This window comes from Niallia tiangongensis (assembly GCF_044704065.1).
In the GTDB taxonomy this organism is placed as follows: Bacteria; Bacillota; Bacilli; order Bacillales; family Cytobacillaceae; genus Niallia; species Niallia tiangongensis.
The window spans coordinates 2,563,433-2,586,200 of the sequence record NZ_CP162613.1 but is presented as its reverse complement, the minus strand read 5'-3'; the positions used below and the strand labels follow the sequence as shown (position 1 = coordinate 2,586,200).

The window sequence follows — 22,768 nt, the reverse complement described above, 5'->3', positions numbered from 1 at the left end:
ACTTCCTCCTATTCAGTTGGTTTTCGATATTTCACTTGTTATCATGAAATTAAAATATATGTATATGCTTAAATCATACCTAGCATTATCCTTTCATGTAAAGTACAAACACTTCTATCGAATATATATTGGAATTTCCGAAAATATAATTATCGTTAAATAATACTATTTGGTATATATTCTGAGTTGATAGGAGGAGAATTAAACGGACTTCATCTATTAAAGGATCAACTTTAATTGAGAGCCACTAAGAAAAAGCTTGCTAAACTTCTAGTAACTATGTTATATTAATCAAGCGATGAGCTATATTGAATAAGTCAATGAACATTATTGCGCTATGTGGAGCGTAGTTTATTGCCTCAATACGTAGGACACATTTTAGTGTCCCCTAACTGCCGATAAACTTCTGTTTATCGGCAGTTTTTATTTTCTATTATCCTATCAATATAAAATACTATCTTTTTTTGCAGGGAAAAACCTCACTAAATTTTCTGATTGAAAATTCAGTGAGGTTTCCCTTAAGGACAGCTGTTATGTTACTACTAGTATAAATTATTACGATCATTATGCGGTTAACTGTTTTAACTCTTCTGTTAAGCGATAAAATTGTTCCTTGTCACCAGCAATTAATGTTTTGTCAATTTGTTTTTTTAACTCAGCTTTTCGAAAGTCGTCAAGGGCCTTTTCTAATACCATTTCAGCAAATAAAGAATCAACTACATTTCCTACAGACTGTTTTGGTGCATTTAATAAATACTTTTCCATTTGAATCAACCCCTTGTTCTTTTTTACATTATAGCAGTAATTTTCTGATAATTCAAATACTTTTTCAAGGAAATTTATTCCTTTTAAAACTTTTATTAAAAAATGGATTTATGTATAGGCGATTGTTTGTTTTTCATGTATTCTTTATAGAGATTAGGAAAGGGGAAATTAAAAATGAGTTATAAAATGATTGTATTAGATATGGATGATACTTTATTATCAGATGACCATACTATTTCAGATGCGACAAAGAAAGCTTTAATGCTAGCACAAGAAAATGGCGTTAAGGTGGTCCTTGCATCTGGAAGACCAACATATGCAATGCAGGATGCGGCAAAAGAGTTAAAGCTTGCTGAATATGGCAGTTACATTCTTTCCTTTAACGGCGCAAAAATAACCAATTGTAAAACAAATGAAGAACTATTTAGCAGTACACTATCTCCAGAAACAGTTCATAATCTTTTTGATTTAAGTCAAAGGGAAAATGTGTGGATTCATACGTATATGGAGGACGAAATCATTACACAACAAAATAATCCTTTCACAGAAATCGAAGCACAAATTACCGGCTTACCTATCAAAACCGTTACCGATTTTAAACAGACTGTTACAACGCCTGTCGTAAAGGTATTAATGGTGAAAGATGAAGAACACCTAAAAGAAGTTGAAGCAAAGCTGCAAGAAGAGTTAGCGGAACATTTAAGTGTAATGCGCTCTAAACCATTCTTCCTTGAATTTACGGAATTAGGAGTTACAAAAGGGACAAGCTTAGCGATCCTCATTGAAAAACTGGGCATTACAAGAGAAGAAGTTATTGCCATTGGCGATAGCTATAATGATGTTGCTATGATTGAATTTGCTGGCCTTGGAGTTGCAATGGGAAATGCCCCTGGTGATGTAAAGGAACTTGCTGATTACGTGACAGATACTAATAATAACGATGGTGTTGCCAAAGTTATCCATACTTTTATTCTAGACCCTGTTACTACCAAGTTAGTGTAATTATATTGTTTGATATAATTTTATCTTTCAGTAAAAAAAAAGGCTGGGACAAAACTAATTAACTAATCTTTAAAGACGAACAATCTCTAATTTAGCTCTTAAATAAAGCTACTTTCTCAAGATGGTTATCTTGTTTTTAAATATAGTTAAGTGTAAAAACTAAGTAGTTCCATTGCGCTACAGACTCTCGATGCGCCGGGGAGGAAGCTGAGTCTCCTCGCTGCGCTGCGGGGTCTAAAGCGTCTCTATTTCCCGCAGGAGTCGAGCGTCCTCCGCTCCATTTCACTTCGTTTTTAAACCTTTTTCTAAAAAACAAACACGAACTTTTATGTAATTTAATTACATTATAGTTCGTGTTTGTTTTTGGTTGAAATGCTTATGTCCCAGCCTCTTTTAACATAGCAATTACTCCTATATCCACTAATTCCGTTACTCACTCTTCCTCTTCTGGATCATTAAAAACTTTTATCGTTTTAAAAGCCAAGTTCACTTTAAAATGAAGATTCCAATTACTACGAAGGACCTCTATCTCATGGTCTTGAACAGAAACACACAAAACAACATCTCCATCCCAATCCATTAATACATATTCATTTTGGTTAGAGAATAATTTATAGTCTTTATGTGCTATTAAATTCCAGCCAAAATTTAGCGTGTGGCTTTTATTCGCCATTAAGATGCTCCTTTATTTTCCTTGTAAAGGAATTATTTCACTTCAACAGTCCAGCCAAACGGATCTTCTTGTCCTCCATTTTGGATATCTGTGATAGTCTTATATAATTTCGATGCCAATTCTCCTGTTTCTCCATTATTTAAGACGATTTTTTCTTCGTTCCAGAAAAATTCACCAATTGGAGAGATAACAGCAGCTGTTCCTGTACCAAACGCTTCTTCTAATTGACCATTTTTATGTGCTTCAAAAATTTCTGCAATCGAAATTTTTCTTTCTGTGATAGGAATATTCCAATGTTGTAGAAGCTCCATAATGCTTCTTCTTGTAACCCCTTCTAAAATGCTTCCATTTAACTGAGGTGTCACTACTTCTCCATTAATTTTGAAGAATACGTTCATCGCGCCAACTTCTTCAATATATTTCTTTTCTACTCCATCTAACCAAAGAACTTGAGAGTAGCCTTTTTCGGTTGCAATTTGTTGTGCTTTTAAACTTGCTGCATAGTTACCAGCTGTTTTTGCAGAACCAGTCCCACCAGCAACTGCACGTACATATTCATTTTCAACGAAGATTTTTACTGGTTTAACGCCTTCTTTATAGTACGACCCTACTGGGGATAAAATGATCATAAATTTATAGCTAACTGATGCTGCTACACCTAAATAAGGTTGAGTAGAAATAATAAATGGTCTTATGTATAAAGATGTTCCATCTCCATTCGGAATCCATTCTCTGTCGATATTAATTAGTTGTTTTAAAGCATTTAACGCAAACTCTTCATCTATTTCAGGGATACAAAGTCTGTCATTTGATTTATTTAAACGCTCCATATTTTTTTCTGGTCTAAATAAAAGGACTTTGCCTTCCTTCGTTAAATAAGCTTTTAATCCTTCAAAAACTGCTTGTCCGTAGTGGAAAATAACAGAAGCAGGATCTAAAGTAATCGGTTGGTATGGAAGAATTTGTGCATCATGCCATCCTTTGTCGACTGAATAATCCATCATAAACATATGGTCAGTAAACACTTTACCAAATACTAATGTAGAAGGATCCGGTTTTGGTTTCTTTTCTTTTGCTAATGTTACAGTGATTGTTTGTTCTGTCACGTTCCATTCTCCTTATCATAAATATTATTTCTATTTATTATAACGCAAAGTTTCTATAGAGAAAGTGATTTTGATAAAAAGTTATAAAATATTTTGCGTAACTAAGGAAATGATAAGTAACTTTTCAAAAAAAATTGCACCTATCAATCTGTAGCTGTATGAAAACAGCATAACAAAAAAACAACCAAATCTACATTATGTACATTTGGCTGCGGTTATTAATTCCAATGCTTTGTATCTTCTAAAAGTTCATCAATTTCTATATCGATTAAATTCCATGAGGATATTTCCTGCGCTAAATCAGTTGTGTTTCTTAAAATTTCATCAATGTCGGTTCTAATTAAATGCATGATTGCCTCCTTTAAAACCGTCTTAAAACTGTCTAGGGATTACGCCTAAAATAATTTCCAAGCTGGAAACGGTTATATTTATTATAGCAGTTATACCTTTTACATATAATAAACCTACTTTACAAATTGATTACACCTTATAGACAATATGATGAAATTCTTTATGACAACGTGAAATTATTAGAACATGTTATAATAAACATTATTATCTATTACAATAGATAAGATTTTAAGAGAAAATGAGATATCACTGTTTCTCTATTGTGTTATCTCAGAAAATAGCTGTCTTACTTTAGATTATCCATATTCTCTTGCTTCATTCGTTATGCAGGGGCTTTTATTTGGTTATACTGGTTAGACAACTGGAGGTTAAACAAATGACAAAACTATTAAAATGGGTTCTCACCCTTCTTATCATATATGCGGCATATAATTTCTTTTTTAAAGATAGCGAAAATAATGGCATAAATACTCATTCTGTGGCACTAGAAAATAGTATCAATCAAGAATCGATTACTTCCTTTATTCAGACACTTACACGGGAGTTAGAAAGTCTAAAGACTCTTTTTCAGGATGCACAGGATTTTCTCCCTGACTGGAATGTGGAAGAAAAATCCGAAGATGTCCCTAAACCTGAACTGGCAATCCCAAAGGACTCCCCTTTCTCTATCTATAATATTTCCCTTGGAGATGAGCTGCAAACAGTAGAAAAGACACTTGGCACACCGCAAAGGGTAACGGCAAATGAATACGGAATCTCCTGGTATACTTATCATAACAATTATCACAACTTTGTAATGGTAGGTTATGACGATAATAATAAAGTAGCAGCCTTATATACAAATCAGGATTTAATTGCTTCCACAAACGGCATTAAAAAGGGGACGAAGAAAGAGCAAGTGTTAGAAACATTAGGAGCACCTTTAACCGAGTTAAGAAAAGGAATGGTTTTTTATAAAATGGCCGAGGATAGAGATTATGAAATGTTTGCTCTCAATGATTCCTATGTCACTGTTTTTTTTGATAAACATGAAAATAACACTGTTACCGCCCTGCAAATCGTCAGTTCTTCCTTAGAAGAAAACCGAAAAGATTTTTATGTGCATGGTACAGAGAATCTCAAAGAAGGCTTTGAATATCAATTATTTGATTTAACAAATGCAAGTCGCGTAAATAATAATTTGAAACCTTTAACATGGGACGAAGCAGTAAGGGCAACAGCCCGCAAGCATAGTTTAGACATGGCAGAAAATAATTATTTCAGCCATACCAATCTTGAAGGGGAATCACCATTTGATCGGATGCTTAACGATGGAATTCGCTACAGTATGGCAGGGGAGAATTTAGCTTATGGCCAAAACAGCAGTGTTTTTGCACATGAAGGCTTAATGAATTCAATGGGGCATCGGGAGAATATCCTTCAAAAAGATTTTGCATCCTTAGGCATCGGAGTAGCCTTTAACAACGATGCTCAGCCATACTATACAGAGAACTTCCTAACAAAATGAGGATGGTACAAAACTATATAGATAATCTGAAAAGACGAACAATCTCTAATTTAGTTCTTAAATAAAGGTTACTTTCTTATATTGGCTATTTATGGTTTTAAATATAGTCATATGTAAAAACTATTTCGTTCCATTGTGCTACAGACACTCACTTTCCTCTACTTCTCGCAGGAGTCGAGTGTCTTCCTCTCCATTCCACTTCATTTTTAAAGGCTATTTCCTAAAAATATTGTTTTTCCAAGAAAAATCAATTAGTAGGAAAAATGTAGAAGCCTGAATACACGTAGACTCCCTGTGGGATTAGCGAGGCTGCCTGAGACCCTGCAGACGGAAGCAGACCGCGGCTCAGCGCGAGCCCCACGGAAAGCGAAGTGTATTCAGGCTGTGGGAATTAACAACAAACTTTACTGTGACCGTCCTTTTTAAACCCTAAAAAAATGCGAACAACTATACTTTATTTAGTATAATCGTTCGCATTTATCACCTGCTGGAATACTTATGTCCCATCCTCATTTTGCACAGTTTTTAGATTTCTGTTTTCTGACGCGGAAATTAATCAACTAGCCATTTACAATTTATCTTCTACTAAATTATTAAATTACCAATCATCCATATTAAGAAAAAGCTAATCACAATCGATAAATTCGCAGCAGTGCCGACGAATCGTTGGTTATATTTAAACTCTATACTATATGGAAGCACACAGGATGCCATTGGTAAGATTAAACAGATTAATATCGTGTAGCGGAACATTTCTTCAGCTGGCCACAGAAAAAAAGCGAGAAATCCTAACAAGAGACCGGTACCATACCTTATCCCAAGCACTCTTCCAATCCCTTTCCAATGCTTTTTTTCAATCGAAAAATTCAAATAGATACCGAGCAATAATAATGAAAGTGGCATATTTGCTTTTGAAATGGTAGCTGTTACATCTATTATTTGATGGGGCAAGTGGATACCTGTAATATTAATGAAGAAAATAAAAACATATGTCATCAAAGGAATCGATTTACCTAGCTGACCTGCTACCTGCTTGGCGCTAAGTACAGTTCCTTCTTTCGAATAATAACTACCGATTAAATAGCTAATACCAAAAGTAACGATGGCATTTCCAATATCAAACATGCCGAAATACTTAATTCCTTCCGTTCCCCAAATTCCTTGAACTAAAGGATAAGCAAAAATGCCGATATTAAATCCAGGGATGAGCATTCCTAACATCCCTTTTTCCTTGTTTTCTTCCTTTCGAAATAGAAAAAGTCCTATAATGCTAATGACTACTCCATAAAATAGACCAAGAAAAACTAACAAAAGCAGTGACTTCTCAATAATCACATTATGTAATGTAGAGATAATCAAACAAGGTAAAGTGATATTAAAGATTATCCGAGCTAAGCCTTCTCCATCCTTTTCTTTAATAATATTTTTCTGTTTAAAGAAATAGCCGATTGCAATGATAATAACCGAATACAAAAATTGGGTATTAAAATTTTCCATTCTCTAATTTCCCCTAACTATTAAGTTACAACTACTAATGAACCTACTATACTACTATTCGGATTGCTTTTAAAGGGTTAGTTTAGAAAAAAAGGATTGGATGCGTGACAAGAAAATTATCTTATCAAACAAATCCAATCCTTTTTAAAAAGTTCTATTTAAAAGCTATTGCTTTCTGTTATTGTTTTATTTATTTCTTTCAATCTGCGAATATCTAGGCGAATTAACAGTGACACTGCCAGTGATACAATAAACAGACAGGAGAATACAAGTAGCGTTCCTTGATAGCTACCTGTCGTATCACGAATCCATGATACAATGCTAGGACCAGCAACACCGGCAGCTGACCAAGCCGTAAGAATGTAACCATGAATAGCGCCTAGTTGTTTTGTGCCAAATAAATCGCCAATATAGGCTGGTATGGAAGCAAATCCTCCACCGTAACAGGACATAATAATAAATATAATGATAGAAAAAGCAATGTAATGATGCAAATGAGGAAGCGCAAAGAATGCTACTACCTGGATAGCAAAAAATAATGTGTATACATTTGGTCTTCCAATATAATCAGAAATAGCAGCCCAAGCAATTCTTCCAGCACCATTGAATACGCCCATAATACCAACAAGTGTTGCAGCTCCTGCTACAGACATTCCTGCTAACTCTTGTCCCATTGGAGAGGCAACTGCGAGAATAGCAATCCCACATGTAATATTGATAAATAGCATAATCCATAATGCCCAAAACCGTTTCGTTTTTACTGCTTCATTTGCTGTTAACTGAGACAAATCTACCTTCATGTGACCAGCTTCCACCGATTGTTTAAACCCTTTTGGCATATATCCTCTAGGTGGTGCTTCTAAATATTGTGCGGAACAAAGAATAACAACAAAATATACTGCTGCAAGAATATAAAACGTATTAGATATACCAACCGTATTAATCAAATGATTCATAACTGGACTACTTATCATCGAAGCAAAGCCAAATCCCATTATAGCTAAGCCTGTTGCTAAACCTCTACGATCTGGAAACCATTTAACCAATGTCGATACAGGAGTAATATAGCCAACACCTAAACCTATTCCTCCAAACATACCGTAAGTTATATAGAGTAATGGTAAAGATTCAATGCTTGTTGCAAAACCAGCGCCAGCCATCCCAAAACCAAACATGAAGGCGGAAAGTCTGCCGGCAGCACGAGGACCATATTTTTCTACAAAATGACCAAGAAAAGCTGCTGATAAGCCTAAAAATAAGATAGCGATACTAAACGTCCATGAAATACTTGTTAAACTCCAGTTAAACTGAGCTTCAAGCGGCTTTGTAAAAACACTCCAAGCATATACAGATCCGATTGAAATATGAATACCAACTGCAGATAATGCAATTAACCAACGATTTTTTGTTTTCATATATGCCATACCCCTAATATGTTATTTGCCGATCTTAACTATTAATAAATTATAGCTTTATTCATGATAAGAAATAGCAAGCGGTTCTGCTGCCTTTCTTACCCCATCTAACGCTAATTCAACCGTTTCATTCGTATGCAATACTACTGCCATTCTTCTTCCAATAGTTGTTCTCGGCTTACCAAACACACGAACCTGTGTATTTTCAACTGATAATGCTTCTTTCAAACCAGTTATCAAGTATGTTTCACTTTCCTTTGTTGCTTTTAAAGTCTTGCTTGCACCAGGTGCATATAATCTCACACCAGTAATGGGATAACCAAGAATAGCTCTCACGTGTAAAGCAAATTCGGATAGGTCTTGAGTAATCATGGTAACCATCCCTGTATCATGAGGCCTTGGTGAAACTTCACTGAAATATACTCCATTTGCTGTTAAAAATAATTCAACCCCAAATAGTCCATAACCACCGAGGCTATCTGTTATTTTCTTTGCTATTTCCTCTGCCTCTGCTAGTTGGTCAGCTGACATAAAATGAGGCTGCCATGATTCAACATAATCCCCATCCTTTTGTGTGTGACCAATCGGAGGGCAGTAGGTTGTACCGCTAACAGAACGGACTGTCAAAAGAGTTATTTCAGAATCAAATGCAATAAATTCCTCAACAATGACGCGTGTTTTCTTTCCTCTTCCGCCATCTACCGCTTCTTTCCACGAGGATTCGATATCTTCTGCACTGCGGCAAATGCTTTGACCTTTACCTGAGGAGCTCATGACTGGCTTAATTACGCAAGGAAAGCCAATCTTATGTACTGCTTCTTCCAATTCTTCAATGTTATTTGCGAAGGCATACTTTGCTGTCGGTAATTTTAGCGTTTCGCTAGCCAATCTTCTAATTCCTTCACGATCCATTGTTAAATAAGTAGCATTTGCGGTCGGAACTACCGTAAAGCCCTCATTTTCTAAATCTAGTAGAGTACTAGTCGCAATGGCCTCAATTTCAGGCACAATGTAATCAGGCTTTTCTTTTTCAATAAGCTGTTTTAATTGCTCACCATCCAGCATATCTACTGTATATGAGCGATGTGCAACTTGACTCGCTGGCGCGTTGCCATAACGATCAACAGCAATGGTTTCCACTCCTAAACGCTGTGCTTCAATGATTACCTCTTTCCCTAATTCCCCAGAACCTAATAACATGATTTTTCTTGCTTGTGAAGTATTTGGTGCTCCTACCACGATGCCAATCCCCCTAAACAAAATAATTATTCCTTTATTCTGCATAATAACGTAAATTCATCGCCTATTCAAGGGTTTTTTTCTTAAATTCCGAACAATCATAGTTCAATAGTATAAATAATTCGTATTTTATATAACGATGAAATCGCTATATTCGTGTATTTAATCCATTCTCTTTATGGAAATTACAAAAAAGCACTGGAACATTTCCAATGCTTTTTCCATTTTACACTTATTAAATTTTTAGTGTGCATTTGATTTTATCAAACTGTTTTATTCTCTGAATAAAGTAATTTAGACGAGCTTTAGTTTACGTGATTGAGTTAAAAGCAAACATAATTAAGTGGTAATTGTCTCACTATCAGACTAATTAGAATAAATTACTTCTCCGCGACTTATGGTTGCTTTTACTCTGCCTCTATATGTCTTTCCGATATAAGGACTAATTTTATTTTTGTAAAATAAATCTTCCTTTTTTAGGATAAACTTTTCCTTTACGTCAACTATCGCTATATCGGCATCATTTCCTTTCAAAATGCTCCCTTTATGTGGATAGAGGCCAAATCTTTTTGCGGGATTAGTGCTTGTAATTTTCGAAATGGTTTCTAACGGAATTCCTCTTTGCCAATAGCCTTCTTCTAGTAACACAGATAGAGTTGTCTGACATCCTGAAATACCTCCCCAGCTCTCGAGTAGATTTCCCTTTTTCATTGAGGGCAAAGATGGGGAATGGTCAGACCCGATTACATCAATTTCCCCCTTTCTTATTGCCTCCCAAAGATTATCCACTTCCTGCTTTGAACGTAATGGTGGTGCACATTTTGCAACTGCTCCGAGCTTCTCTAAGTCATCAATTGTTAAAGATAAGTAGTGCGGACAGGTTTCCACACTTATATCAAGCCCTCTTCGCTTTGCTGCTAAAATCGGCTCTAGTACGTCTGAGCTGCTGATATGAACGATATGCACCTTGCATTTTGTTGCCTCTGCATAGGCGATGATGCGTTGGACTGCTTCTATTTCTGAAAAAATCGGTCTAGCATTCGAAAAAGCTATTGCTATATCGTCCCTTTGACTATTAATCTCATTAGCCAAAAACTCTGTAATCGTATCACTTTCAGCATGGACAGCTAAAATGCTATGTAGTTCTGCTATTTTTTTCATGGCCTGTAAAAGAGTTCGATCATCTGCACTTTGAAAATCATCGATTCCACTATTAGACATAAATGCTTTAAAACCAATTACTCCACATTGCATCAGCTTTTCTAATTCGTCTATATTTCCAGGCACAACTCCGCCCCATAAGCGATAATCAATAATTGATTTCTCTTTGGCTATTCTATCTTTTTGATAAAAAGCTTGTTCTGACGTTGTAGGCGGATGACTATTTAACGGCATATCAAAGAATAACGTAGCACCGCCTGCAGCTAAACTTTTACTTCCAGTTTCCAATCCTTCCCACTCACTTCTTCCTGGCTCATTGAAGTGCACATGGGAATCAATAATACCTGGAAACAAATATAAGCCATCTGCATCAATGATTTGTCTTGCTTGATTTTCCTTGATATGTAACCCTATTTCTACGATTTTCCCATCTTTTATACTTACGTCTGCTTTTGATAATTTTTCCTCACTTACAATTATTCCATTTTTGATTACTAAATCAAATTCACTCAAATGCTTCAACTCCCTCGATAGGTCTGATATCCCCAACCAGATAATAATAAAGGAATGTGATAATGCCTTTGTGTTTCGACTGTATAAAAACGAATAGGGATCGTAGTTAAAAAGTTGTTTTCCACTTCTAATCTTTGAAAATATTCTTTTACAAAAAATACCAATTCATATTCTCCGTTGTCCACATTCTCTAATAATATGGTATCTACTCTGCCATCCTCATTCGTTACTCCCTTTGCTATAAAGCTTCTAGCTGAATCTGTTAATTTCCATAATTCCACTTTTATTGAAGCTCCTGGTTTTCCCTTCGTTAAATCCAATACATGGGTTGTAATTCCTGTTTTCATGCTATGCACCTTGTCCTTTTGTTTCTAGTTTGACAATATCGTCTAATCGGAATTTTGATATTGAAAATATTTGTGTTAAGGCAGTTTGAAATTCTAGCTCTTTTGAATGGTTTAATCTTTCCTTCATCGCTTTATAAATGCTTTCCTTTGTATGTCCCTTTACTGCTAATATAAATGGAAAGCCGAATTTTTCGGAATATGCTTTATTTAATGCTGCAAATTCCTGATATTCTTTCACTGAGAGTGCGTCAAGTCCTGCCCCTTTTTGCTCTTTTACAGACGAATCCGTCATTTTCAGCTTGCCTCCTAAATCAGGATGTGCTCGAATTAAGTCCAATTGATCTCCGATAGGAGCCTCTGTTACTGCCTGTACCATCAATTGGTAGAGCACTTGTAGACTGGGAAAGGGATGATAATCCCAAGTCTTATTGGCAATCCAAGGACTATGCTCAAATATCCAGCCGATTTTTTCTATAAACTCCTGCCGATTCATTTCATTAATTTCTTCTATCGAATACATATGCTCATTCCTTCCATTTTCGCTTGATTAATCTTTTTGTATTAAAAGGTCGACTGCTCGCAATATCCCTTCATACCCAGTGCACCGACAAAGATTTCCAGATAATGCTGTCAACACTTCTTCTTTTGTTGGTTGATCCTTCTCATCAAGCAAGGCTTTTAAGGCTATGACCATACCTGGTGTACAATATCCACATTGAAGTGCTCCCGCCTGCAAAAATGCCTCTTGGATTGGATGAAGCATCTCTTCTGATAAGCTTTCGATCGTAATAATCTCCGCATCTTCGATTTGATAAGCCATTATTAAACAGGAGTTAACCAATTTCCCATTCATAATGACAGAACACGCTCCACATCTTCCTACCTCACAAGCGATTTTCGTTCCTGTAAGTGATAAAGAATCTCGAACAATATCGACAAGGCGAGAAGTTTGAGAAAGTGTTAATTCTTGTTGTTTTCCGTTGACTTTAAAGCGTGTTGTTTTTTCTATTATTTTCTTGCTCTCCATTACATCCCTCCTACCCGATTAAAATTCTATGTTCTATTGCTTTCAATATCATATCTGATTGAACAGGAAGCTTATTCAGCCAAATTCCAGCAGCATCATGGATGGCAGAAACAATCGCTGGCGCAACTGCAACGGTGCCAATTTCTCCTACTCCTCTTGGTCCATATATGTCACCACTTACTAAGTTTTCCATCGCAAAAACATTGGTTTCTTTTGGGATATCTAATATAGTCGGAATCAAATAAGTATCAAGGTTTTCTGTCATATACCGGCCATTTTCCATAACAGCATCTTCCATAAGCGTAAAGCCTAATCCCATATTAGCTCCACCTTCAATCTGGCCTAAATAGCCCATCGGATTTACAACCGGTCCTGCTGAAATGACATGGTCCATTTTCGTTACCGTTACTCTCCCTGTTAAAACTTCTACTTCTACTTCTGCTGCTACACCTGCAAAAGTGTATAAAAAATGTCCTCCATCAATGGAATGGGGAGTAGTTGGAAAATGATAGCTAGTAGTAACAGATGGAAGTTCTTTGAGAGATGTTGCCAATTCTTTATAGGTTAGCAAAAGCTGGGCTTCCTTCTCTTCTTCGTTCAGCCAAATTCCTCTTTTGCCAAGGGAAAGATTCTCAATCGGTGCATTTGTTTGTTTTACAACAGCAGCAAGTATTTTTTCTATAAAAGGAGTTTTTAATTTATTTATACCTAACCACACCATATTTGTCGCTCTAGATGCTGTCGATGATCCGGAATGGGGCACTTTTGCGGTATCTCCAATAATTATTTCTACATCATTTGTGTTACAGTTAAACGTTTCTGTCATAATCATATCAATCGTTGGAATCAATCCTTGCCCACATTCCTCAAAACCAAAGGAAACCTCTAATTTCCCTTCTTTATTTAGGGATATGCATGCACCAGATGGATCAGGTCTTCCGTAGCCAAGTCCTCCGCCATGCATTGTAATACTGTATCCCTTCCCTTTAAGCTTCCAATCACTCGGAGAATTCACATCTCCATTCTTTTGAAGGATAGGAGATTTTACGATTTCTGTAAGAACAGCATATGCTCCGTCTGTAGGAACAATCGGCTGTTCAACTGGTCCGAGATCATCTGTTTGCCGCAAGTTTTTCAAGCGCAATTCCGTTGAGGATATTCCAATTTTTTCCGCAATACGCTCTATCTGTGTTTCTAGAGCAAAGGTGATTTGATTTCCACCAAACCCTCTAAATTCACCTGCCACACCGTTGTTTGTATAAACAGAATAACCCTTTACATCCATATTCTCGATACGGTACGGGCCAGCGCTATGCTCTACTGCAAAGTCTAAAACAGCAGGACCTAATGTAGCATAAGCCCCCGTATCCGCAATGATTTTCACTTGATGTGCAAGTAGTTTTCCTGCTTTATCGGTTCCTGTCTTCATATGAATTTTCATTGGATGTCTTTTTAAGCCAGCTTTAATAGAAGTTCTTCTCGATTGATGAATCTTTACTGGTCGCCTTGTTATTAATGCTAAGATACTAATATACGGCTGAATGTTCAGTTCATCCTTCCCTCCAAATGATCCTCCAATCGGACTTGAAATAATGCGGATTTTTTCAGGAGCAATCCCTAGAATTCTAGATAGCTGTAATTGATCTTTAAAGCCGTGCTGTGTTGGAGCATATACAGTAATTCCGCCATTGTCATCGGGAACTGCTACCCCTCCTTCTGTTTCCATATATGCATGCATTTGCCTTGGTGTATGATATGTTTCTTCTACAATGATCGCACAGTCGTTAAAGATGTCCTCTATCTTCGTTTCTCCCTTCCTAAAAGCAGCCTGGTGAAGGAGATTGCCATCTTTATGTAACTTGATGGAAGATTCCGTTAAAGCAACTTCCGGATCTGTGACCGTTTGTAATGGACTGTACTCGACTTTAATTAAGGAGATTGCTTTTTGTGCAATTTCTTTTGTTTCAGCGGCTACCGCAGCGATAGCATCACCAACATACCTCACTCTATCCTCACATAGGACTGGTTGGTCCTGTATGACAATTCCAAAGCCATTTAATCCTTGGACATCCTTATGTGTAACAACAGCAGCAACGCCAGGAAGTAATTCAGCTTCTCTTGTATCAATTGATTCAATTTTTGCATGGGAATGCTCACTTCTAAGTACCATTCCATAAAGCATTTGCGGAAAAGTCAAATCCGTTAAATATTTTAGTTTCCCTGTTACTTTAGGTTCGCCGTCTCTTCGTATTTTCCATCTGGTGCCTGCGCTAGTTATATCAAGAACCATAAAATTACTCCTTTCTTTGTTCCTTAAGAAAATCTTTTACCCTTGAAACAAACAGGTTTGCAGCAACTTTTTTACGATATTCTGCTGTTACAAAGGGATCGGTATAGGATGAAAAATCATCTTGAATCTCTTTATATAAGCATGACCAATCAATCTCTTTAACTGCTTTATTAAGCTCGTTTTCAGCTGAAGTAAGTCGACAAGGGAGATGAGCGCCTCCGCCTATTGACAGCCTTGCTGCTTTAATAGTGTTTTCTTCATACTCTAAATACCCTGCGATAGAGATAATAGCTGCAGTAAAGCTTTCTCGCCTGCCAATTTTTCTAAAGAAAGAGTAGTTTTGTCTATGTATGATTGGAATGAATATACTTGTTAATAATTCAGCAGATGGAGGAGTTGGTTTTGCGAGCCACTTTCTTAAAGAAATCATATATTCTTGTTCTCCGTTGTAAAAGGATAACTGTGCCTCTAAAACCAATAAAGCTGGTATAGTATCACCAATTTTGCTGCAAATATTGCCACCAATCGTCCCTCTGTTGCGAACGGCAGGAGCAGCTATTTTTTCACAAGCTTCTGCAAGGATAGAAGCATTCTTTCGAACGAATGAGTTGTTCAAGCAGTCAGAAATGGTCATAGCTGCTCCCATTTTCAAGTATAACTTTCCATCCAATTGGACTTCTGCTATTCCTATTAATTCCGGCAATTTCTCTGTGCTTATAAGATGTTCCGGTTTTTCTAAACCAGCTTCCCAATTAATTTGGAGAATCGTTCCACCCGAAATAATCCTACTATGTTGATTTTTTAAATTCTGAATGGCCGATAATTTACTAGGTATCTCGACTGAAGTTGGATTCGTTTCAGCGGTCATTTTCATCTTGCTTCCTCCTTGCTAGCGCTTTTTCATAATCGCTTTTTGTATCTATATCGACAAAATAGGTTTCTTCTGAAAATTCAATCTTTTTACCTTGCAAAATCCCCTTTTTTAATAGTTTTCTAGCTCCCCAATCCCCTTTTAATTGCTTTATTTTTTCATATACATCTTGATGAAATAGAATTGGTGGCATTAGCACCCCATTATGCATGCTTGCCACATATTCTTCTGGTGGATGTAAAGGCACTTTTACTAGTTTGCTAAGCATATTTGCCGTCACAAAGGGCTGATCTGCTAAGCATACAAGGATTTTATCAGACTTTCTTTCTACTGCAGCCGCAAATCCAGCCTTTAAAGAGTAGGATTGCCCTAGATTTGCCTCCTTGCATCTAATAATTTCCCCTTTCTTTCCACTTAGTACGTTTTCATTTTCTAATGAAATCCAATCTAAAGGGTCATCTGGTTGAACAATGACTAGCGAATAATCAATATAAGGAGAGGTTAATAATTCGGATAAAGCTGCATTGCCAACGGTATCCTGCCCGAGGGTTAGCGATAATTTATGTACTCCCATTCTGCTGCTTTTTCCCGCAGCCAAATAGATAGCTGTAATCATAGCGTCACCTTTTTTTCAGACTTTTTCGCATTTTTCAGCTGGATTAATTCCGCCACAATACTAATCGCAATTTCTTCCGGACTTTCCGAATGGATAGGCAAACCAACTGGATAACGAATCCAGTCAGCTTTCTTTTTTCCAGCTAATAATCTTTCAGACCTTTTTTTGGCTCCAAGAAGGCCTAAGTACTTTGTCTTTCTAGTCTGGAAGTAATCGACTATTTCTTGATCCTTCATAAAGCTGTGAGTCATCGTAATGACGTAATCATTTTCCGTGGGATTTATTACTTCCATTACTTCCTTTGGTGAGCCAATGATATATTCCTTGGCATATGGAATATTTTCTTTCTTACAATAGGCTTGTCGCCAATCAGATAAAATGACATAAAATCCTGCTTTACTAGCAAAATGCACGACAGGCTTTGCATCTGGTCCTGCTCCATATAGGATTAATTTTGGCTGAGGTTCGAATGATTGAGTGAATGAAACCATTTCACTGTTGAAGCTTGTGGCATGTGAGATAAAGGTTGATTCATTCGAATTTTCATTTTCTGCATCAACTATTATCCTATTTTCAATATGTTTATTTGATTGATTAAATTTTTTAACAAGTTTTACATCTTTGCCATTATTTAAATGGATTTGTATTTTTTGAAAAACGAGTCTAGTTTCAACCGTAATCGGCTCAGCCATAATATAAATATTCCCGTCACAGCCGATTCCTTGCCCCCAGGATAAATCATCTTCAGAACGTAAATCGTATTCCATCAGGAATGGTTCTGCATGTTCCTGCATATCAATCCTTGCAAGTAAATCCTGCTCGACACAGCCACCACTTAGTAAGCCTTTTTCCATTCCTTTATCAGAAATAAACATCATTGTGCCTTCTTTACGATAGGCTGAACCTTCTACCTTTACGATTGTAGCCAAATAACCTTGATTCTGCTGATTAATGACAGAATCAATAACAGTATAATGATCGGAAGACATCGACATTCCTCCAATAATAAGTTTTTTTAACTCGTTGTTACTTTTTATCACATATCATGTTATTACATCATATTAATTGCTATATTTTTATATGTCATTGGATTAATTATATAATAAAAACAAATCAATTTAGTCAATTTGAACAAATTTTCTAAATTGTTCATAATTAATATGTTTTTACTCGCCTTTCTTTATAACCGATCTATTTTACTAGCTTAATATATTTACATTTTCATCATTATCATCTATAATGCACGTATCTTGCATTAATATATTCTTCTTTTCGTCTTTCTTATTTATTCTTTTTATTTAATTAAATGAGGTGGACTATGAATAAAGAAATCATTAAATTTATCAGAAAAAATTATGAAATGACACAAAGAGACTTTGCCCGTGTTTTAAATTGTAGCTTTGCACTAATTGCCTTGGTGGAAGTCGGAAAACGAAGAGTTAGTAAAGATTTAGAAAATAAGATTCGGCAAACGTTTAATATTGACGATCAAGATATCGCCTCGATTACATCAATATTAACCGAAATAAGTAAAGGGATTCCTCCTTTTATGTAATGATAGTAGAAGAAAATAGAAAGTACTTACAGACCCAAAATGTTTCTTCGATGTAGATATTTTCTATTTTCTTCTATTTTATATCCAATTTTAGTCTGCACCCTTTCACCTTCATTTAAATAGGATAAAGAAGGATGAAAGGAGGAGTAAAATGCCCATAAATGACCAAATTGCCCCGGCCTCTAAGGTTTATCTTCCAAAACTTCCTGCAGAATCATTAAATAACCAATCACACTTTCAACACAATTATTTACAAGATTACTTATTAACTCAAAAACTTCAAAATGAATATTTAGCCACTTTAGTAACGAAATTTCAGGAAGAGTCTATGAAAAAGCAGGAGAAGTATTTTAAGCAAATCAATGCAATTGATTCCAAATTGCAGCTAAATGATTCGGTAACTAAGGAGCTATTAGCAAATCTTGCTGTATTAGATGAAGAAACATCTAAAATAGAGGAACAATTAGATTTCCTTGTAACACTATCAAAAGAACAAAAAGAAATAATGAACGAAGAAACACTTCGCAACACAGCGTTATTTGACCAATTAACATTTCAGGAACAGGACATTTCCTTAATTGCAAAGAAAATGGATGAATTTAATGATCTTGCTACTGAGATGAAAACGAAAATGGATGAAACAGAGTCCAGCTATCATAACATATCTGAAAAACTAGATATCCAAGAAATTTTTCACCAAACGATTCTTGAAAGCATGGAAGAAACGAATGGTAATGTAAATAAGCTGAGTCGACAAATAGAGCATATGAAGGAAATTCTGTTTGAAAGAGTTCATTTTTTAGCCGAAAAAATCGAAAATAATGTTAAAAGCATCGCACAACCAATCCAACGCTTCTTTCTACATTCAGAGAAGGATGAAACAATTAATAAATAAAATACTATATAGATGTGTTTTCGTATTCATACGACTTACTGAGCGTTTAGAGGTGGACTCTCCGGTTAGATTCATGGTGATCCCAGGGAAATAACGGATTGATTTTAGAAGAAATCCTAATGCTTTTGCAGCAAAATAAGAGAATAGGGGCTGGGACATAAGTATTCCAGCCGCAGAAAAACCCGAACAATCACACGACATATGGTTGTTCGGGTTTTTTATTAGTTTATAAAAGGCTGTTTCAGTAAAGTTGGTGTGATTTTATTACCCGCAGCCTTCCTCCCCGGCGAATGGAGTGTCTGTAGCGCAATGGAACGAATTAGTTTTTACACTTGACTATATTTAAAATCATAAATATTCAGGATGAAAAAGTAGCCTTTATTTAAGAACTAAATTAGAGATTGTTCGTCTTTACAGATTGGCTATTTAGTTTTGTTACAGCCTCTTTTGTTAGTCAAGAATTTTCACAGATACTTGTTTTCTTCCCCAATTTAATGCTTCTGATGTGGTTGCGACATGAACATCGATTTTATTTCCTTTAATCGCGCCGCCAGTATCTCCAGCAATTGCTGTACCGTACCCTTCTACATATACTTTAGAACCAAGTGGAATTACGTTAGGGTCAACGGAGATAACCTTTTTATTGGGATTATCTTTTAAATTTATACCTGTAGCTGTAATCCCAGAACAACCATTACAATCTGCTGTATATGCGGTAGCTGTTACAGTAATTTCTTTTGAGCTTGCATCAGAATTTGTTTTTTTTGTCTTTTCGGCCTTTACAGTATTTACCGTATTATTTGCCTTTACTGTATTATTTACTGTTGTTGCGGCTGTTTTTGTTTGGCTTTCCTTTGAAACTTTACTTTTTGAAACAATCAATACGTCACCTTTATGTATTGTATCGCTTTTAAGTTTATTCCAGCTCTTTATTTGTTCAACAGTCGTATTATATTTTCGAGATATCTTCCAAAGATTATCTCCTGTTTTAACTTTATAATTCTTCACTTTTTGAAGTATTAATGTATCATTTACTTTGATGAGATCACTTTTTAAGTTATTCCATTTTTTTATATCCGTTACACTAACATTTTTCTTCTGGGAAATGGACCAAAGGGTATCTCCTTTTTCTACTTTGATTTCTTCCGCACCTACAAACGGAGTAGCTGTTGTAAGTAATGATGCACAAGTTAGAATAGAAAAGATCTTTTTCATTTTTATACCTCCTCGAATAGCTCCAGTTAAGCTAACGGTATAATCTTAACATGAAAAAGCTCAAAAAAAAGAACAGGGAGTTGTTAATTCGATTACTTATATGACAATCAATTAACAATCACAATACAAATCGTCAGAATAATGAATGAACCAACCCCTGTTTTAATATAATATATATTTGGATAATGCTTTGGGCTTTCAAGGCTTACTTTACCAGTCACTGGAGCGAGCACCGTGGCGCTTCGTCTGATTGACTCTTGCTTTCGTGTAGGAGTTAATCAGACGCCTCTTCAAACCACTATTTTTTCTTAATTAGCTTAATCCACTGCTGGTAAAGTGATATGGAAGCTTGTTCCTTTTCCAGGGTCGCTTTCTATATATACTTTGCCATTTAGATTTTCAATGATTTTAAAGCTTACCATTAAGCCTAGCCCGTTTCCGTCTTTTTTGGTCGTGAAAAATGGCTCGCCCAATTTCTTTAATTGTTCTTTTGACATACCAATCCCGCTATCTTTAATGATAATGCTGATGTTCTCATTCTCTTTTTTTACGGTTATATCAATGGAACCACCGTTTGGCATTGCTTCTACAGCGTTTTTAATAAAATTCAAGAAAACCTGTTTTAATTTATTCTCATCACATTCTACAAAAAGATTTGGATTTTCATAGGAGCGATGTAATTGAATTTTATTTTTCCGAAGTTGATAATCTAAAATAGAAGCGACATTATCCATGATCGGCCGTATTGGCTTCTTTTCTAAAACAGAAACAGTTGGCTTCGATAAAAGCATAAACTCTTCCACGATCGAGTTCACTCTTTCGATCTCATCTAAAATAATATCAAAGTATTCTTGTCTATCCATTTCCCTTTCATCCATGCTTAAAAACTCAGCATAGCCTTTAATAGATGTTAGTGGATTTCTAATTTCATGAGCAACTCCAGCTGCTAATTGACCGACAGCTGCTAATTTATCTTGTCGGTGAAGAACATCTTCCGTTCTCTTCTTTTCCGTAATATCATTTCTAATCGCTAAATATTGATAAGGTTTATTATTTTTATCTAAAAAAGGGACAATGGTAGTATCTACCCAATAATAGGAACCATCTTTTCTTTTATTTCGAATTTCCCCTTTCCAGATATTCCCCTTAGCAATTGTTTGCCAAACATTTCGGAAAAACTCTTTAGAATGGTAACCTGAATTTACGATACGGTGTGTTTTTCCAATCAATTCCTGTCTGCTATAGCCAGATATCTCACAGAATTTTGAATTGACATTTGTAATAATCCCTCTTTTGTCCGTAAAAGCGATAATGCTCGATTGCTCTAAAGCATAAGTAATATCACTTACTTCACGAACAGACTCTTCCAATTGGTGCTGAACCTTCTTTTGCTCTGTTATATCCCGTCGAATGGCAACATATTGATAAGGGGCTCCCTCTTTATTTAAAAAAGGAACGATAACCGTATCCACCCAGTAAAGGGTACCGTCCTTTGCCTTATTTAGAATTTCCCCTTTCCAGATTTGACCTTGCTTGATTGTTTTCCATAATTCACGGAAAAATTCAGGGGAATGTTGACCTGAATTGACAATGCGATGGTTTTGACCAAGCAATTCTTCGCGGCTAAATTTCGATACTTCGATAAATTTATCGTTTACATATGTAATAATGCCGTTATTATCAGTAAATGCTACAATTGCCGATTCATCCAGTGCATGCTGCATATCTCGTACATTAATTGCCCCTACCTCTGTCCGTTCACCAATCAATGTACTGGTTCCGATTAATCCTCCTAAAACTAACACAGATACAAATAATACTATGTATATGATAAAACTGCTTTCATAGGAATCTTTTGCAATGGCAACTTCTGGCGCACTAATATTGGTTAACAAGATAAAGTGGCTGATTAAACAACAAGCTGTCATTAATAAGCTGCATATTGCCCGTATCCATTTTTTTAAGTAGGCAGGAACATGAACTGGGTAAAAAGAAAGCCAAATCGAAATAAAAAATCCAAAATACAACAAAATAAAACTTACTAGTAATTGTGGAATTTGATAATACACTTTACTGCCAATTGAATAAAAGCCAATAATGGAAACCGATATTATAGATAAGCTTAAAAAGAATGCAGATACGTAGATTCTTCTTTTCTTTTTCTCCTTATCTAATAACGCATAAAATGCCATTCCACTATAACAAATACCGACTACCATCGATAAGATAGTAATAGGGATATTATAGTTTGCGGTAGCATAAACGTTCGTAATCATCATGTCAATAAAACTTAATATCCAAAATCCAAACCCCATCGTAAACGTGCTTGCTAAAAATAAAAATCTACTATTTTTCTCCCCATTTTTCACTAGTTGAAATAAGTCAAAGGAAGAATAGCAAGCCATATAGACGATTAGGATGCTAATAAAAATCAATATGGAGTTATACAACAAAAATCCTCCTAATCTATACCAAAAAATAATACACCCCTAAAGTATGAACAAAGGCTACTTCAGGATTGTATTCTATTTGATTGTAAATCAAATAAAGCAGATAAGAAAGTATTTTTCTGCAAATCATTCACAAATTAGTCACAATAACGGCCAAAGTTATCCATTAAGTAATAGGCTACATGATTGATGAAGGTCAGATTAGTAACGAGGGAGTAAGAATTAAGAAATCTAGTATAGGTCTTTGATTAGAAACTATGGGGTTAAAAAAAT

The 22,768-nt window shown here is 35.7% G+C and carries 21 protein-coding genes; 4 read left to right on the top strand and 17 right to left on the bottom strand.

What is annotated here, in order from left to right; all coding sequences use genetic code 11:
* Positions 1-564: 564 nt before the first annotated feature.
* The gene (locus tag AB3U99_RS12330) at positions 565-765 is read right to left on the bottom strand and encodes an IDEAL domain-containing protein (protein WP_400241402.1); all 201 of its coding nucleotides are present in this window, start codon (positions 763-765) and stop codon (positions 565-567) included.
* Positions 766-939: 174 nt separating this feature from the next.
* Here AB3U99_RS12330 and AB3U99_RS12325 point away from each other — a divergent pair, with 174 nt between their 5' ends.
* A complete protein-coding gene (locus AB3U99_RS12325) occupies positions 940-1,767 on the top strand; it encodes a Cof-type HAD-IIB family hydrolase (protein WP_400241401.1) in 828 nt (275 codons plus the stop codon).
* Between the two features lie 433 nt (positions 1,768-2,200).
* On the opposite strand, the gene AB3U99_RS12320 is transcribed toward AB3U99_RS12325, so the two are convergent.
* From AB3U99_RS12320 to AB3U99_RS12310, 3 genes are all read right to left on the bottom strand, one after another.
* On the bottom strand, positions 2,201-2,440 hold the full coding sequence (locus AB3U99_RS12320; RefSeq protein ID WP_400241399.1) for a hypothetical protein: 240 nt from the start codon (positions 2,438-2,440) through the stop codon (positions 2,201-2,203).
* A gap of 32 nt (positions 2,441-2,472) precedes the next feature.
* The gene (locus AB3U99_RS12315) at positions 2,473-3,546 is read right to left on the bottom strand and encodes a branched-chain amino acid aminotransferase (RefSeq protein ID WP_400247916.1); all 1,074 of its coding nucleotides are present in this window, start codon (positions 3,544-3,546) and stop codon (positions 2,473-2,475) included.
* Positions 3,547-3,764: 218 nt separating this feature from the next.
* Entirely contained in the window at positions 3,765-3,896 is a 132-nt protein-coding gene (locus AB3U99_RS12310; RefSeq protein ID WP_400247915.1) for a hypothetical protein, read from the bottom strand.
* Between the two features lie 377 nt (positions 3,897-4,273).
* Between AB3U99_RS12310 and AB3U99_RS12305 the strand changes: the two genes are divergently transcribed.
* Complete coding sequence (locus AB3U99_RS12305; RefSeq protein WP_400247913.1) at positions 4,274-5,404, top strand: CAP domain-containing protein; 1,131 nt, start codon at positions 4,274-4,276, stop codon at positions 5,402-5,404.
* 585 nt (positions 5,405-5,989) lie between these two features.
* On the opposite strand, the gene AB3U99_RS12300 is transcribed toward AB3U99_RS12305, so the two are convergent.
* The 11 genes from AB3U99_RS12300 to AB3U99_RS12250 all read right to left on the bottom strand — a co-directional run bounded on the left by AB3U99_RS12300 (position 5,990) and on the right by AB3U99_RS12250 (position 17,369).
* Entirely contained in the window at positions 5,990-6,901 is a 912-nt protein-coding gene (locus tag AB3U99_RS12300; RefSeq protein ID WP_400247912.1) for an AEC family transporter, read from the bottom strand.
* A gap of 158 nt (positions 6,902-7,059) precedes the next feature.
* Positions 7,060-8,316, bottom strand: coding sequence for an OFA family MFS transporter (locus AB3U99_RS12295; RefSeq protein WP_400247910.1), 1,257 nt, complete (start codon positions 8,314-8,316; stop codon positions 7,060-7,062).
* Positions 8,317-8,373: 57 nt separating this feature from the next.
* Positions 8,374-9,555 (bottom strand): formate-dependent phosphoribosylglycinamide formyltransferase, encoded by a 1,182-nt coding sequence (purT, locus tag AB3U99_RS12290; RefSeq protein WP_400247908.1) that lies wholly within the window; start codon positions 9,553-9,555, stop codon positions 8,374-8,376.
* A 366-nt stretch (positions 9,556-9,921) separates the two neighbouring features.
* Entirely contained in the window at positions 9,922-11,229 is a 1,308-nt protein-coding gene (locus AB3U99_RS12285; protein WP_400247906.1) for an allantoinase, read from the bottom strand.
* A gap of 5 nt (positions 11,230-11,234) precedes the next feature.
* Positions 11,235-11,576: a hydroxyisourate hydrolase gene (gene uraH / locus AB3U99_RS12280; protein WP_400247904.1), complete on the bottom strand. Its 342-nt coding sequence runs from the start codon at positions 11,574-11,576 to the stop codon at positions 11,235-11,237.
* Between the two features lies 1 nt (position 11,577).
* Positions 11,578-12,096 carry a 2-oxo-4-hydroxy-4-carboxy-5-ureidoimidazoline decarboxylase gene (uraD, locus tag AB3U99_RS12275; protein ID WP_400247902.1) on the bottom strand — a complete coding sequence of 173 codons (519 nt, stop codon included), beginning with the start codon at positions 12,094-12,096 and terminating at the stop codon, positions 11,578-11,580.
* Positions 12,097-12,123: 27 nt separating this feature from the next.
* On the bottom strand, positions 12,124-12,603 hold the full coding sequence (locus AB3U99_RS12270; protein ID WP_400247900.1) for a (2Fe-2S)-binding protein: 480 nt from the start codon (positions 12,601-12,603) through the stop codon (positions 12,124-12,126).
* Positions 12,604-12,613: 10 nt separating this feature from the next.
* The gene (gene pucD, locus AB3U99_RS12265) at positions 12,614-14,893 is read right to left on the bottom strand and encodes a xanthine dehydrogenase subunit D (protein WP_400247899.1); all 2,280 of its coding nucleotides are present in this window, start codon (positions 14,891-14,893) and stop codon (positions 12,614-12,616) included.
* 4 nt (positions 14,894-14,897) lie between these two features.
* A complete protein-coding gene (locus tag AB3U99_RS12260; RefSeq protein ID WP_400247897.1) occupies positions 14,898-15,767 on the bottom strand; it encodes an FAD binding domain-containing protein in 870 nt (289 codons plus the stop codon).
* Positions 15,751-16,380 (bottom strand): NTP transferase domain-containing protein, encoded by a 630-nt coding sequence (locus AB3U99_RS12255; protein WP_400247896.1) that lies wholly within the window; start codon positions 16,378-16,380, stop codon positions 15,751-15,753. The genes AB3U99_RS12260 and AB3U99_RS12255 overlap by 17 nt, the downstream gene beginning before the upstream one ends.
* Positions 16,377-17,369, bottom strand: coding sequence for an XdhC family protein (locus AB3U99_RS12250; protein ID WP_400247894.1), 993 nt, complete (start codon positions 17,367-17,369; stop codon positions 16,377-16,379). The genes AB3U99_RS12255 and AB3U99_RS12250 overlap by 4 nt, the downstream gene beginning before the upstream one ends.
* 329 nt (positions 17,370-17,698) lie before the next feature.
* Here AB3U99_RS12250 and AB3U99_RS12245 point away from each other — a divergent pair, with 329 nt between their 5' ends.
* A complete protein-coding gene (locus AB3U99_RS12245; RefSeq protein WP_016203798.1) occupies positions 17,699-17,935 on the top strand; it encodes a helix-turn-helix transcriptional regulator in 237 nt (78 codons plus the stop codon).
* 151 nt (positions 17,936-18,086) lie between these two features.
* Positions 18,087-18,830, top strand: coding sequence for a hypothetical protein (locus tag AB3U99_RS12240; protein WP_400247892.1), 744 nt, complete (start codon positions 18,087-18,089; stop codon positions 18,828-18,830).
* A 450-nt stretch (positions 18,831-19,280) separates the two neighbouring features.
* Here the strand turns inward: AB3U99_RS12240 and AB3U99_RS12235 are convergent, their stop codons facing one another.
* Both AB3U99_RS12235 and AB3U99_RS12230 read right to left on the bottom strand, forming a co-directional pair.
* A complete protein-coding gene (locus tag AB3U99_RS12235) occupies positions 19,281-20,045 on the bottom strand; it encodes a LysM peptidoglycan-binding domain-containing protein (protein ID WP_400247891.1) in 765 nt (254 codons plus the stop codon).
* A 317-nt stretch (positions 20,046-20,362) separates the two neighbouring features.
* The gene (locus AB3U99_RS12230) at positions 20,363-22,495 is read right to left on the bottom strand and encodes a PAS domain S-box protein (protein WP_400247889.1); all 2,133 of its coding nucleotides are present in this window, start codon (positions 22,493-22,495) and stop codon (positions 20,363-20,365) included.
* Between the last annotated feature and the right edge of the window lie 273 nt (positions 22,496-22,768).

What these genes read in the sequence shown, in the direction of transcription:
- AB3U99_RS12330 (WP_400241402.1), bottom strand. Translation starts at nt 765, where the DNA reads ATGGAAAAGTATTTATTAAATGCACCAAAACAGTCTGTAGGAAATGTA.
- AB3U99_RS12325 (WP_400241401.1), top strand. Translation starts at nt 940, where the DNA reads ATGAGTTATAAAATGATTGTATTAGATATGGATGATACTTTATTATCA.
- AB3U99_RS12320 (WP_400241399.1), bottom strand. Translation starts at nt 2,440, where the DNA reads ATGGCGAATAAAAGCCACACGCTAAATTTTGGCTGGAATTTAATAGCA.
- AB3U99_RS12310 (WP_400247915.1), bottom strand. Translation starts at nt 3,896, where the DNA reads ATGCATTTAATTAGAACCGACATTGATGAAATTTTAAGAAACACAACT.
- AB3U99_RS12305 (WP_400247913.1), top strand. Translation starts at nt 4,274, where the DNA reads ATGACAAAACTATTAAAATGGGTTCTCACCCTTCTTATCATATATGCG.
- AB3U99_RS12300 (WP_400247912.1), bottom strand. Translation starts at nt 6,901, where the DNA reads ATGGAAAATTTTAATACCCAATTTTTGTATTCGGTTATTATCATTGCA.
- AB3U99_RS12295 (WP_400247910.1), bottom strand. Translation starts at nt 8,316, where the DNA reads ATGAAAACAAAAAATCGTTGGTTAATTGCATTATCTGCAGTTGGTATT.
- uraH (WP_400247904.1), bottom strand. Translation starts at nt 11,576, where the DNA reads ATGAAAACAGGAATTACAACCCATGTATTGGATTTAACGAAGGGAAAA.
- uraD (WP_400247902.1), bottom strand. Translation starts at nt 12,096, where the DNA reads ATGTATTCGATAGAAGAAATTAATGAAATGAATCGGCAGGAGTTTATA.
- AB3U99_RS12270 (WP_400247900.1), bottom strand. Translation starts at nt 12,603, where the DNA reads ATGGAGAGCAAGAAAATAATAGAAAAAACAACACGCTTTAAAGTCAAC.
- pucD (WP_400247899.1), bottom strand. Translation starts at nt 14,893, where the DNA reads ATGGTTCTTGATATAACTAGCGCAGGCACCAGATGGAAAATACGAAGA.
- AB3U99_RS12260 (WP_400247897.1), bottom strand. Translation starts at nt 15,767, where the DNA reads ATGAAAATGACCGCTGAAACGAATCCAACTTCAGTCGAGATACCTAGT.
- AB3U99_RS12255 (WP_400247896.1), bottom strand. Translation starts at nt 16,380, where the DNA reads ATGATTACAGCTATCTATTTGGCTGCGGGAAAAAGCAGCAGAATGGGA.
- AB3U99_RS12250 (WP_400247894.1), bottom strand. Translation starts at nt 17,369, where the DNA reads ATGTCTTCCGATCATTATACTGTTATTGATTCTGTCATTAATCAGCAG.
- AB3U99_RS12245 (WP_016203798.1), top strand. Translation starts at nt 17,699, where the DNA reads ATGAATAAAGAAATCATTAAATTTATCAGAAAAAATTATGAAATGACA.
- AB3U99_RS12240 (WP_400247892.1), top strand. Translation starts at nt 18,087, where the DNA reads ATGCCCATAAATGACCAAATTGCCCCGGCCTCTAAGGTTTATCTTCCA.
- AB3U99_RS12235 (WP_400247891.1), bottom strand. Translation starts at nt 20,045, where the DNA reads ATGAAAAAGATCTTTTCTATTCTAACTTGTGCATCATTACTTACAACA.